The sequence below is a fragment of the Gottfriedia endophytica genome, assembly GCF_017814275.1.
In the GTDB taxonomy this organism is placed as follows: domain Bacteria; phylum Bacillota; class Bacilli; order Bacillales; family Bacillaceae_G; genus Gottfriedia; species Gottfriedia endophytica.
In genome coordinates this window covers 131,725-144,404 of sequence record NZ_JAGIYQ010000003.1, presented here as the reverse complement: position 1 = coordinate 144,404, position 12,680 = coordinate 131,725, and the positions used below count along the sequence as shown (strand labels likewise).

Sequence of the window (12,680 nt, the reverse complement as noted above, 5' to 3'; positions counted from 1 at the left end):
TTTTCATAGGTTATTGACTAATTAATAGCCCCATACCATTGCCCAGATTGATCCGAAAATCGTTACTAGAGCAACGAACAATGCATAACCTAAGTTCATATAAAGTACACCTTTATCTTCACTTTCTCTCACGTGCATAAATACAATAAGTTGTAATCCACCTTGAAGAAGTGCTGTCACAAGAAGGATTATAAATGAAGTTTGAAAAGGTAATTTTAGAAAATAAACACTTAACGCAATAGCTGTTAACACAAGTGATTGGATGAAGCCAACCACTTGATGCTTAGGAAATAACGCACTCATCCAATCATTCCTTTCAAGTAAACAAAGCTAAAGATAAAGATCCATACAACATCTAGGAAATGCCAGTATAGAGAATAAATAAATGTTTTATTTGCTGTTGTTGGTGTAATACCTTCACGCATTGTTTGAATTAAAATTGAGCTACCCCAGAATAGACCAAATGTTACGTGGGCACCGTGAGTTCCTAGTAAAACGAATAAAGCTGATAAAGCAGCACTACTATGAATTGTAGCACCTTCGTGAATATACGTTACAAACTCAGAAATCTCAACACCTAAGAAAACTAGTCCAAGCGCCATAGTCAGTAAGAAGAAGGCTAAAAACGCTTTTTTAGATTTAAGCTTGATCGTATTTACAACAAGCCCAATTGTAAAACTACTTGTTAATAAGGCAAATGTTTCAATCATTACACCTTTAATTTCAAATAATTCTTTTTGTGTTGGTGCACCAGCCGTATGGCTTGATAAGATGAAATATGTTGTGAAAAGCGTACCAAACAACGCAATTTCAGCACCTAAAAAGATCCAAAAGCCCAAAATACGATAAGAACTTTCTTCATTCATATTATACAGAGGCTTCGTTTGCATAATCATCACCTCTTAATTTTTTTTCAGTTTCAATGATTTCTTCTTTATGAATGTGGAAGCCATGGTCGCGTTGGAAAGAACGCATTGCTAGGCATACAAAGATTGGAATTGCGAAAATAATCGCAGGAACCCACCATTCAAATACCATGAAGAAACCAAATGCCATAAATAATCCACCTAGTATTACTGGAATACCACTATTGCTAGGCATGTGAATATCTTTAATTTCACCTGTAAATATTGGTTTACCTTCTTTTTTGCTTTTCCAGAATGCATCTAAATCATCAACTTCTGGTGTGATTGCAAAATTATAAGCAGGTACTGGGCTATGTGTTGCCCATTCAAGCGTTCTAGCATTCCAAGGATCACCAGTTGTTTCTCTTGGCGCATAACGAACACTGTAGTAAATGTTGTACACAAGTAAGCAGAAACCAATTGTCATTCCAACAGCTCCGATTGAAGCAATTAAATTCAATGGTCCGAATCCAGATGCCGCACTATAAGTGTAAGTACGACGAGTCATACCTTTTAATCCTAAGAAGAATAAAGGCATAAATGTTACGTTAAAGCTAATTGTAATAATCCAGAAAGTAATTTTTCCGATTTTCTCATCTAAACGGAAACCAAATACTTTTGGGAACCAGTAATAGAAACCAGCGATAACCGCAAATACTGTACCTGGAATTAATACATAATGGAAATGCGCAACTAAGAACATTGTATTATGGTATTGATAGTCAGCACTTGAAATTGCAAGCATTACACCAGTGATACCACCGATTGTAAAGATTGGAATAAATGCTAGTGAATATAGCATTGGTACTGTAAATTGAATTTTCCCTTTACGTAAAGTAAATAACCAGTTAAAGATTTTTACCCCTGTAGGGATACTGATTGCCATTGTTGTAATACTGAAGAATTCATTTACTGTTGCACCTTGTCCCATTGTATAGAAGTGATGCGCCCATACTAGGAAACTTAAACCAGAGATGGCAACCATACTGATAACCATACTCTTATATCCGTAAAGATTTTTTCTTGCAAATGTTGAAATAATTTCACTATAGATACCGAATGCAGGAAGAATAACAATATATACTTCAGGATGTCCCCAAACCCAGAATAAGTTTGCCCAAAGCATGTCCATTCCACCATGGTGCATTGTAAAGAATTGTGTACCGAATTCACGGTCAAACATCATTAACGCAAGTGCTACTGTTAATACAGGGAAAGCAAATACGATAATGACACAAGTGATTAAAATACTCCAAGTAAACATAGGCATTTTCATTAATGTCATGCCTTTAACACGCATTTTTAGAATAGTAACAATGAAGTTAATACCCGTCATTAGCGTACCGAGACCTGCTATCTGCAATGAAATTGCATAATAGTTATTACCTACCCCAGGACTAAATTGTTTACTTGCAAGTGGGAAATAAGCTGTCCAACCTGCATCAGGTGAACCACCAATTACGAAACTAATATTGAAAAGCATTGCTCCTGCAAAGAATAACCAGAAGCTTACAGCATTTAAATAAGGGAATGCTACGTCACGCGCTCCAATTTGAAGCGGGATAACAACGTTCATTAAACCGATAATAAATGGCATTGCCATGAATAAAATCATAACGATACCGTGTGTTGTAAAAATTTCATTATAATGCTGTGGATCTAATATTTTCATGTCTGGACCAGCTAATTGAGCACGCATTAGTATTGCGTCAACGCCCCCACGGAATAACATTAGTAATGCACATAAAATATACATTACGCCAATTCGTTTATGGTCAACAGTTGTTAGCCATTCAGTCCAAAGATAGTTCCATTTTTTAAAGTACGTTAAGCCAAAAACGATCGCTAGAGAGACAAGAACAATACTTATATCTGCTCCATAGATCATTGGCTCGCCAGTTACGAAGAAATGATCCAGTTTTATATGATTCATTTGCTCATCCCCTCCATGTTATGTCCATCTTTCCCAGAAGTTGATGAATCCATTTTCATGTTCATATCCATGTTATGTCCATGACCATTGCTCATGTCTCCAGGTGGTGGACTAAATGTTAAATGTGTTGAAGAGAAAGTCATTCGTCCAAGATGTCCTGGTTCTAGTAATGTATTAAACTCTTTTTCAGTTAATTTAGGAGAAGTATCTTTAACGTCTTTTACCCATTTATTAAAATTATCCGTACTCATTGCTTGCACTTCAAATTCCATGCCAGCAAATCCTTTACCACTAAAGTTACTGTTTTTACCTAAATATGAACCATCTTGATTTGCTACGATATTAAGTTTGTTAACCATGTCACTCATTGCATATTTTTGTCCAGCTAATTGTGGAACCCAGAAACTAGTAATAGGACCATATGAATATAATCTAAACTCAACATCTCTGTTCGTAGGAATATCCACATAGTTTACTGTTTCAATACCTTGTTCAGGATATGAGAAGTGCCATTTCCAGTTTGATGAGCTTGCATAGATGATAAGTGGTTTATCATGCTCATGACCTTTTGGAACAGTCTCAACTGCATTAGTAGATTTCACAGTAATAACAGATAACATAATAACGATAAGAACTGGAATCGCTGTCCAAATAAATTCTAACAACTTACTGCCTTCTTCATGAGGCGGCTCGTAATCATCCGGCATGTTACCTGCACGATATTTCATTAATATGACTACATAAAGAATATATACGACAAGTAGTACGCCAAATACGATTGCCATAGATAATAAAATGGTATTAGCTTGAGTCTTAGCTACTGGACCTTTTGGGTCAAAAACAGTTAGCCTATCACAAGCACCCATTACTAACGTACACATCATTAAGATCATGGCCATTAGCTTTTTTTTCATGTCGGTCTCCCCTTCTCTAAAAATCTTAAAATATGAATTACAACAATTTGAATCTCCGATATTTACTAAGGAAATTATTAGAGAAACACTCTTGTTTCATTATCCACAGTTATATTAAAATACTTTAACAAAAAAGACAAACAAAAAGTTGTAATCGAATTCTTAAGGATTTTTAATGTTTTATTTTCTTTATTTTCCAAAAAAACCCTCAATTTAAGTAAAGCTATCAAATCGAGAGCAGTGTAACGAATTATCCTAGAAAAATTTTACCCAAATTACTTTAAACTAAAATAATTTCACTAATCCATACTTTCCTGTAAATTAAAATCTGCTTAAAAACATTAATACAATGAATGATTATGATTAGAGTTATTTGGGAGTTCATTCTTTATAGTAATTCTAATAAAAGATTTTATCTAAATTATCTACCCTCTTCTCATTTCAAATTAAAAAGGACAACTTCCAAACATCTTTTTGTTTGTGTTAGTCCTTAAATCTTCTTTTATTTTACTATATCAAAATAATAATAACCACATAATTTTTCTTCTTCCTAAAAAAGTTAATAGTAATCTATGCGGAAAAATTTCCCATTTCCCCAATCTTTCTTTAACAAGTTCATATAATTCGAAATTAGTTTTGTCACAAAACTTTCACAATTTAGTTTTTGTCCGAATATTCTAAATGAAATTTTACTTGAAAAACAATATTGAAATCAATATCTGCTTTTATTCAGTGAAATCACTTAATTACTAATTTCTATTATTTTCCTCATCTGGTGATTTTTGATTTACAGTATTAAATCAATGTAATTCACGGCATAAAGCTTCTAGACTCAATTCAAAATTAAGATTGTCATCTTTTTGTCTTTTCTTCGGTCCTTTTACACGCCCTCCAGCATTTCGAACTTTTTTTGAGACGTAGCGAGTGAAAAGTAATTGATCAATATTTTCATCTGTATAGCGTAAACCATTTTGATTAATGACATTTGCTTGTTTCGATAAAACCATTGCAGCTAATCCATAATCTTGGGTCACAACTAAGTCGCCTTTGTTTACGCGATTCACCAGAGCAAAGTCAACAGCATCCGCTCCTTGCGAAATGATAATGGTTTCTGCCCCTTCTCTTTCTAATTGATGAGCAGTATCACACATAAGGATAACCGAAATATTAAATTTTTTAGCAACTTTAATGGTTAAGTCGATTACTGGACATCCGTCAGCGTCAATTATTATTTTCATCTTATGATTCTTCCTCTTTTATTTGATTTTCTAATAAAAATAATTCTTTTTCGGTCAAATGCCTCCATTTTCCCTCTTCTAGATCACCAAGTTCAATGTTCATGATTCTAATTCTTTGCAATTTCACTACACGATAACCTAAAGCTTTACACATTTTCCTTATTTGACGATTTAATCCTTGAGTTAATATAATACGAAAAGTTGAATGATTGACAAAAGATACAAAACATTTTTTCGTTGTAATCGAACCAATCTTCACACCAGCCCCCATATCAGTTATGAATTTTTCTGTAATCAATTGATCAACTGTTACGATATATTCTTTTTCATGCCCATGTTCACTATGTAGGATTTTATGTGCAATTGGACCATCATTTGTTAATATTATTAACCCTTCTGACTCTTTATCTAATCGTCCGACTGGAAATACACGGGTCGGATAATTCACAAAATCTATTATATTGCCAGGAACACTTCTTAAACCTGTACAGACAATGCCTCTTGGTTTGTTCAGAGCGATATATACCTTTTCCATATTCGGTACAATAATCTCATCGTCAACTCTTACAATGTCACCTTCTTCAACTAAATCGTTTTTTGTAGCAAGTATGCCATTAATTGTTACTTGATTATTTACCACTAATCTCTCAGCAGCTCGTCTTGAACAGTATCCCGCCGCACTGATATATACATTAATTCTCAATTCATAGTCCTCTTCTCAGTTAACTTATTTATCCCGCTATTCGCGGGCAGTTAGCCCCCCACCCCAAGATTGAAAGATAGGCGAAGAAGATAGGAGGGGTATAACTGCCCGTAAAAGCCCGATTGGTCGGGCTACCAGTGGGATGCAGCCCCCACCACTGATGGAAGTTTCACTTTATGTTTCATCATACCAAAGCAAACACTGTTTTCATACAATGGATAATAAGTCTGCTATTTTGAGCTAAGTATTATGAAATTTGCAAATAATACCTAAATTACTATAAATCTATAGTAAACATATTATTGTTCCATTTCCCTTCATTCCTACAATGAAATGTAAATAAAAACATGCCGCCTACATAAATCAAATCAATTAATATAACTCAACTCTATTATTCGCCCAAACATTAAACGTTTGTCCCGCATAGAGTATTAATGTAATTCAACTATAATGTAAGGAGGTTTATATCATCATGATAGATGAACGTCGTATTGGCTTTGGAGGATTCGGAGGTTTTGGCCGCCCTGGCTTTGGCTTTGGATTCGGTCGTCCTTTTGGTTTTGGATTCGGTCGTCCTTTTGGATTCGGTTTTCCATTCTTTGGTGGTCTAGCTGCAGGTGCTCTATTAGGTGGGTTTGGTCCATGGGGATTCGGCCCATGGGGTCCTGGGTTTGGTCCATGGGGTCCTGGATTTGGTCCTTGTTTTGGCCCTGGTTTTGGTCCTGGTTTTGGTCCTGGTTTTGGTCCTGGTTTTGGTCCTGGATTTGGTCCTGGCTTTTGGCATCATGGCTTTGGATGCGGTTGTTAGTAGTAAATTCGTAAACTAAAAAACAATAGGAGGCAACCATTCTATAAGAAATTGTAGAAATGGTTGCTTTTATATTTTTATTTAATTCTGTTTGGTAGGTAATCTTATACTTTACAATACTTACCCACATATAGATAAGACTCGTTTCAAAATCAAGGTTTCATATTAACTTTTCTTTCTTCATTGATAGAAAAACTTATTTCCCACTAATGTTCCATTCGTAATGGTAAATAAACATTTTCTTCTATATTATGGACGCTTGCCCTTCCATTTTGTTGTAATCTTGAATTTAATAAATTAGGAGGACCGGTATAGAAGTCTATTAGGACAAACAACTAACAGCTCATGAAAATTTATAGAAGATATATTAATACTTATTACAATGAAGGATGGGAGATATGGATCTTATAAATTTAAATGAATTGATCGAAAACATCCAAGTTCGAAATCAAATCAATGAAGATGTAGAAGTAATAAATAATTCACCATTAGAAATGATTGGGAAGGGGCGCCAAGGAGCAGTTTTTAAACTTTCGGAAGAGATTTGTGTGAAATTATTTGGGAACACAGAGGATTGCGAAAGAGAATATCATGCCCTTTCACTCGGGCAACAATCTAATCTTTTTCCAAAAATAATTCAAAAAGGAACTCTTTACGTTGCAATGGAAATGATAAGAGGAATTGATTTACGTGAATATCTTCAATCACAACCTTTAACGAAAGAGCTTTCTTCTAAATTAATTGAAATGTTAATCACATTTAAAACAATTGGTTTTGAACGAATTGACCATCATAAACGGCAAATTTTCATCCAACCAGATGGCAATCTGAAAGTAATCGATGTAGCTAGAACAATTTGGCGAGATCGTGTCTATCCTTATCCACGTAAATTATTAACATCTCTCGGTGAAGAAAATAAAGACGTCTTTTTATCTCATGTACAAGAATTAGCTCCTTTACTATTTAAAGAATGGGAACATTATATTCAAATGGAAGAAATAGCCCGTCAAATTTATCAAAAACTTATGACTCAACCCCTTGATTCCGATCATTTAAGAACTTCATCTGAAATATTATTGTCAACTACCAATGAACAGAAACATGTAATTCAATTGGAAGGTTTAGTACACAAAGTTTTCAAAGAAGAATGGATTAAAACAATGCTTGCCAAAGGTATCGATCCAGAAGTGGTAATGCAAAAAATCGATCAATATATGGATAGCAAATATAGTAACCACTCTGGCAGAGGTTATGTTCATGATCGACACTATGAACATAGATACTATCAGCATAGATACCAAAATCGACCTTAATTAACCTATATTTAATTAAGTTAAATCCTAATTTCTAAAACAAAAAATACGAGGAGCTACCATAATGAAAGTTTTAATAATTTGGAGACTTCTTACTGTTGGTGGAGTGAATGCTGGTTGGAGAAATCGCTCAATCTATTTTAAACAGCATGGCATACAAACAGAATTTCTCTATACAACGGATCACGGCGGACTACACATTATGCAGGATGTAGCTCCCGTTTATTTAACGAAAGATGAAAAAACGATCATTAAAATCATTAAGAAAAATAACTATGATGCTATTATTGTTTGCGATACAGGATCCGCATTTAAATGGATCCAAAAAGCAAACTATCAAGGTCCTGTAATTGTCGAAGCACGTACTCCCGAGCTCATTAAACTAAAACCCCACTTAAAAAAATTCAGAGGTATTCAACCTATTTCAATCATCGTACCCTCAGATTATCAAAAACGGTTAGTTTCGATATTAACAGATTCCATCCCAATAAATGTAATATATAACGGAGTAGATACATCCTTCTTTCGACCTTTAAAAAATATAGAGGTTGATAATGAAAATTCTCCTACTCTACCAGACAATAAAAAAATAATCGGTTGGATTGGCCGTCTAGACAAACGTAAAAACTGGCCAATGTTAATAGAGATTGCGAAATTAATTAAAAGTGAACGTGATGATATTGAGATTTGGTTAATCGGTGGAGCACAAAGTGTGCAACGTGAGGAGTTTAAAGCTAAATGGGAAGAAGAACAACTGACTGATATTATTAAGTGGTTTCCAGTTATCCCTTATCAACAAATGCCACATATTTATGCAAAAATTCGTCAATCAGGCGGTTGTACTTTAGCTACGACAAAATCTGAATCGTTTGGAAACACATTTATTGAATCTATGGCATGTGGGGTACCTGTTGTGGCATCAAATATCATGCCAATCTCAGAAATAGTTAAACATGGTAAGACGGGATGTTTGTTTAGAGGTCATAATGTCCAAGATGCAGTGAGCAAAATTTACAAACTTTTAGATCATCCATCCACCCAACTTCGAATGTCAAAATCATCCATCATTCATATTCAAGAAAACTTTGCAATTCAAAAAGTAGCCAATACTTATAGTCAATTGTTAAAAAATATTGGTGAAAAAGATAATCGAAATACTGGCGAGGTGAGTTCTTCTTGATTGTACCAAAAGCTTACCTCAAAAAATTAGAAGGAAAATCAAACGCTCACCTGATTACTTTTAATGATGGAAGAGATTATGTCGTTAAATATTTACAACCTGGCTTCGAAAAAACATTACCTAACGAATGGGTATCCTACTGCTTGGCACGTTTTCTAAATCTTCCCATTCCTTTTGCTCAATTAGTAGAAATTCCTTCTGATTTCTCTTCTCAAGTTCCTGAACTTGTACAAATAAACACTAATAAAAACCAGTTTGCTTCACTTTTTTTACCTGATTGCTATAATGGTCATCAAATTTCGGACATTAATCAAATAAGCAATCACGAAATCCTTGCCGGTATCATCTTATTCGATTACTGGCTATGTAATAAAGATCGGACACGAAAAAACATTCTCTTAAGAGAAGAAGACGAAACATCTTACTATTTATCGATTATAGACCATGCTGAGATTTTTGGGTCTTATAATTGGCAACTTTCCGACTTAGAACCTCTTCCTGAAGAGCTCACAAAAAGTGCAACACATCAATTAATGGCACTTTATATTAATGATGAAAAATATTTTAAAAATCAGTTAGATGTTATTCAAAAAATCCCAGCGTTACTATTGGAAGAAATAGTAGAATTAATTCCAGATGATTGGAATGTTTCGACAGATGAAAAAAAAGGGATAGTAAGCACACTTTTGAAACGTCGTAAAAAAGTTCTCCCACTACTTATGAATAAATTTATAAAAAATGTTTATCGTCCTTTGCACAACAAAAAAATTGATTAACTCCTTTACACGAAAAAGTAAAGGAGTTTTTTATGTAAGCTGACGCAATCATTGATTCATAACTTTATCCCGCTATTCTCGGGCAGTAAGACCCCACCTCAATATTGAGAGAAAGGCGAGGAAGATAGGTTGGGATAACTGCCCGTAAAAGCCCGAGTGGGTGGGCTAACCATCATTGGGGATACAGCCCCCTACTGATGGAAGTTTCACTTTATTGCGACCAACTCATACAGTACCTTACAAAATTCTGTCACTAATTTATAAATAAAAAACACTTCCTCCATATCCCAAAAGTCAGATACTTTGGTTCATGGAGCAAGCTTTATAAAAAGTAGTATTTTCTTAATAGATTTCTTTATAATAGAAAAGTACAATTTAACTCCTCTTCTTCTTGTAAAATACTTACGAGCAACCCCATCATTTAACCCCTTTAATAACGATCTCTGGTCTTCCAACAGGATAATACTCAACAGCTTTACATTGCCAAATCTTTTCTTCTTCAATACAATTTCGACCATCAAATATGATAGGATGCTTCATTTTTTGTAATATTTTCTCTAAGTCTATCTGTTTAAATTCTTCCCATTCTGTGACAATAAAAATGGCATCAACATCTGTAATAGCTTCGTAAACTGAATCAACAAATTGAATGGTGTTGCCTAAAATTATTTGAGCATTCTCTTTTGCCACAGGATCGTAAGCTACCACTTTTACTCCTAATTTCGTTAATAAGTTCGCAATCTTGATGGACGGTGCTTCTCTCATATCATCAGTTTCTGGTTTAAAAGCAAGACCTAGCATTGCAATTTTTTTCCCTTTTAATTTTCCAAAACGTTTTATAGCTTTCTTTACTAGCAGTTCTTGTTGAATATCATTAATGGCTATCGTTTCATTTAATAATTTAAACTTTTTCCCATGTAGCTTGGCTGTATGAAGCAAAGCTTTTACATCTTTAGGAAAACAAGATCCGCCATATCCAATACCTGGTCTTAAAAAAGCTTCTCCAATCCTTTTATCTTTTCCCATCCCTTTTGCTACATCTTCAACATCGGCTCCAACTGCTTCGCATATATTCGCAATTTCATTAATAAAGCTGATCTTATTGGCTAAAAAAGCATTAGAAGCATATTTAATCATTTCAGCGCTGCGGATGCTTGTAAGTACAATCGAGACTTTTAACGGGATATACATATCGCGTACTTTTTTTGCAGCTGTTTTATTTTCAGAACCAATAATGATTCGATCTGGTTTCATCGTATCAAGAATTGCAGACCCTTGTCTTAGAAATTCAGGATTTGAAACAATTTCAAAAGGAACTCCATTAACATTTAAATTTTCAATTGTTTTTTTGATATATTCATTCGTTCCGACTGGTACTGTACTCTTTATGACTATTATTGTGTCTGAACTTAAGTGGGTAGAAATATCGTAAGCAGCTTGTTCTAGATAAGTTAAATCAGCTCTTCCATCTTCTCCTTGAGGAGTTCCTACCGCAATGATGATAATTTCAACATCTTTTAACCCTTCTTGGTGGGAAGTTGTAAATTGAAGCCTTCCATCTGAACTATTTTTCATAAGTAATTTTTCAAGACCCGGTTCATAGATGGGAGAAATCCCCTTCTTGAGTTTATCTATTTTCTGTTCATTTATATCTATACATGTAACATGGTGTCCTATTTCAGCTAAACAAACACCTGTGGACAGCCCGACATAACCAGTACCTATAATAGCTACCTTCATATTAATCTAGCTCCCTATTATAAAAATAAGGGTCACCTATCATATTAATCTTCATTAAATAAGATAGTACCTCTTTCTTAATATCATCCCTCTGTAAGGCGAAGTCTATTGTTGCCCTAATAAATCCAATTTTATCGCCAATATCATAGCGGCTCCCCTCAAAATTGAAGGCTAAAACCCTTTGCTTTTTTATTAATTCACAAATAGCATCTGTAAGCTGTATTTCACTTCCTTCTACAAAAGGAAGCCTTTCTAAAATGGCAAAAATCTCGGGGGTTAAAACATATCGACCAATAATGGCATATTTAGATGGAGCATCTTCTTTTTTCGGTTTTTCTACCATAAAATCAACCTGCACGAGATTTGGTTCAATGATCACATTTGGCTTAATAATTCCATATTTACATACTTCATCTTCTGAAACACTTTGAACTGCAACTATGGAACTATTATATTTTTCATAAACATCGATGATTTGTTTAAGGCATGGAGTTTTAGACATCATAATATCATCACCTAACAAAACAGCAAAAGGCTCATCCCCAATGAAGCTTTTTGCGCATAAGATGGCATCTCCTAGCCCTTTCGGTTCTTTTTGCCTAACATAAAAGATATTTACCATGCTTGATATTTTTCTGACCTCGTTTAAAATTGTCAGCTTGTTATTTCGTAACAACGCCTCTTCTAACTCATAGGATTTATCAAAGTGATCTTCTATTGATCTTTTCCCTCTGCCGCTAATGATGATAATTTCCTCAATCCCTGAAGCTACTGCTTCTTCCACAATATATTGAATAGTTGGCTTATCAACAATCGGCAGCATTTCCTTTGGCTGAGCTTTGGTTGCCGGCAAAAAACGAGTCCCGAGACCGGCGGCGGGAATTATAGCCTTTCGGATTTTCATCATCGCTGCCCCCAAATTGTATTTCCTTAATCTTTTATATGCAAAGGGACAACAGCCCGTCACGATAGAAGCCTATACTTAGACAATAAGCTCATTTTTTATTCAAATTTTGAAGTAGACAGAAACATAACTTCATCCGTTTCTCAGCAAATAAAATAAAAAGAACACTTTCACCTAAATTTTGTTAAACAAAAAATAGGTAGTCATTTATTATCAATATTTGTCTAACAACTAATCCATTTGTCCAAACAAGCTATTTAAGAGAA

Annotated in this window: 12 protein-coding genes; 4 read left to right on the top strand and 8 right to left on the bottom strand. The window is 34.4% G+C overall.

All coding sequences use genetic code 11. From position 1 onward, the window contains the following. Positions 1–21: 21 nt before the first annotated feature. The 6 genes from qoxD to J5Y03_RS05540 all read right to left on the bottom strand — a co-directional run bounded on the left by qoxD (position 22) and on the right by J5Y03_RS05540 (position 5,693). A complete protein-coding gene (gene qoxD, locus J5Y03_RS05565; protein WP_209403404.1) occupies positions 22–303 on the bottom strand; it encodes a cytochrome aa3 quinol oxidase subunit IV in 282 nt (93 codons plus the stop codon). Next, entirely contained in the window at positions 300–899 is a 600-nt protein-coding gene (locus J5Y03_RS05560) for a cytochrome c oxidase subunit 3 (protein WP_407648406.1), read from the bottom strand. The genes qoxD and J5Y03_RS05560 overlap by 4 nt, the downstream gene beginning before the upstream one ends. Continuing rightward, positions 868–2,829 carry a cytochrome aa3 quinol oxidase subunit I gene (gene qoxB, locus J5Y03_RS05555; RefSeq protein WP_209403859.1) on the bottom strand — a complete coding sequence of 654 codons (1,962 nt, stop codon included), beginning with the start codon at positions 2,827–2,829 and terminating at the stop codon, positions 868–870. The genes J5Y03_RS05560 and qoxB overlap by 32 nt, the downstream gene beginning before the upstream one ends. Positions 2,830–2,834: 5 nt before the next feature. Continuing rightward, entirely contained in the window at positions 2,835–3,752 is a 918-nt protein-coding gene (gene qoxA / locus J5Y03_RS05550; protein WP_209403399.1) for a cytochrome aa3 quinol oxidase subunit II, read from the bottom strand. 800 nt (positions 3,753–4,552) lie between these two features. Beyond that, on the bottom strand, positions 4,553–4,990 hold the full coding sequence (locus J5Y03_RS05545) for a YaiI/YqxD family protein (RefSeq protein ID WP_209403397.1): 438 nt from the start codon (positions 4,988–4,990) through the stop codon (positions 4,553–4,555). Position 4,991: 1 nt separating this feature from the next. Then, positions 4,992–5,693, bottom strand: a complete 702-nt coding sequence (locus J5Y03_RS05540) for a pseudouridine synthase (RefSeq protein ID WP_209403396.1) — start codon at positions 5,691–5,693, stop codon at positions 4,992–4,994. 472 nt (positions 5,694–6,165) lie between these two features. On the opposite strand from J5Y03_RS05540, the gene J5Y03_RS05535 reads away from it, so the two are divergent. The 4 genes from J5Y03_RS05535 to J5Y03_RS05520 all read left to right on the top strand — a co-directional run bounded on the left by J5Y03_RS05535 (position 6,166) and on the right by J5Y03_RS05520 (position 9,770). Next, positions 6,166–6,501, top strand: a complete 336-nt coding sequence (locus J5Y03_RS05535; protein WP_209403394.1) for a hypothetical protein — start codon at positions 6,166–6,168, stop codon at positions 6,499–6,501. A 398-nt stretch (positions 6,502–6,899) separates the two neighbouring features. Further along, positions 6,900–7,814, top strand: coding sequence for a serine/threonine-protein kinase (locus tag J5Y03_RS05530; RefSeq protein WP_209403392.1), 915 nt, complete (start codon positions 6,900–6,902; stop codon positions 7,812–7,814). 64 nt (positions 7,815–7,878) lie between these two features. Beyond that, positions 7,879–8,994 carry a glycosyltransferase family 4 protein gene (locus J5Y03_RS05525; RefSeq protein ID WP_209403390.1) on the top strand — a complete coding sequence of 372 codons (1,116 nt, stop codon included), beginning with the start codon at positions 7,879–7,881 and terminating at the stop codon, positions 8,992–8,994. Next, positions 8,991–9,770 carry a HipA family kinase gene (locus J5Y03_RS05520; protein ID WP_209403388.1) on the top strand — a complete coding sequence of 260 codons (780 nt, stop codon included), beginning with the start codon at positions 8,991–8,993 and terminating at the stop codon, positions 9,768–9,770. Before J5Y03_RS05525 ends, J5Y03_RS05520 begins: the two co-directional genes overlap by 4 nt. A gap of 417 nt (positions 9,771–10,187) precedes the next feature. Here J5Y03_RS05520 and J5Y03_RS05515 read toward each other — a convergent pair whose 3' ends face one another. Next, positions 10,188–11,510 (bottom strand): UDP-glucose dehydrogenase family protein, encoded by a 1,323-nt coding sequence (locus J5Y03_RS05515; RefSeq protein WP_209403386.1) that lies wholly within the window; start codon positions 11,508–11,510, stop codon positions 10,188–10,190. Between the two features lies 1 nt (position 11,511). Continuing rightward, positions 11,512–12,414 carry a UTP--glucose-1-phosphate uridylyltransferase GalU gene (gene galU, locus J5Y03_RS05510; RefSeq protein ID WP_280849545.1) on the bottom strand — a complete coding sequence of 301 codons (903 nt, stop codon included), beginning with the start codon at positions 12,412–12,414 and terminating at the stop codon, positions 11,512–11,514. Positions 12,415–12,680: the final 266 nt, after the last annotated feature.

What these genes read in the sequence shown, in the direction of transcription:
- qoxD (WP_209403404.1), bottom strand. Translation starts at nt 303, where the DNA reads ATGAGTGCGTTATTTCCTAAGCATCAAGTGGTTGGCTTCATCCAATCA.
- qoxA (WP_209403399.1), bottom strand. Translation starts at nt 3,752, where the DNA reads ATGAAAAAAAAGCTAATGGCCATGATCTTAATGATGTGTACGTTAGTA.
- J5Y03_RS05545 (WP_209403397.1), bottom strand. Translation starts at nt 4,990, where the DNA reads ATGAAAATAATAATTGACGCTGACGGATGTCCAGTAATCGACTTAACC.
- J5Y03_RS05535 (WP_209403394.1), top strand. Translation starts at nt 6,166, where the DNA reads ATGATAGATGAACGTCGTATTGGCTTTGGAGGATTCGGAGGTTTTGGC.
- J5Y03_RS05530 (WP_209403392.1), top strand. Translation starts at nt 6,900, where the DNA reads ATGGATCTTATAAATTTAAATGAATTGATCGAAAACATCCAAGTTCGA.
- J5Y03_RS05525 (WP_209403390.1), top strand. Translation starts at nt 7,879, where the DNA reads ATGAAAGTTTTAATAATTTGGAGACTTCTTACTGTTGGTGGAGTGAAT.
- J5Y03_RS05515 (WP_209403386.1), bottom strand. Translation starts at nt 11,510, where the DNA reads ATGAAGGTAGCTATTATAGGTACTGGTTATGTCGGGCTGTCCACAGGT.
- galU (WP_280849545.1), bottom strand. Translation starts at nt 12,414, where the DNA reads ATGAAAATCCGAAAGGCTATAATTCCCGCCGCCGGTCTCGGGACTCGT.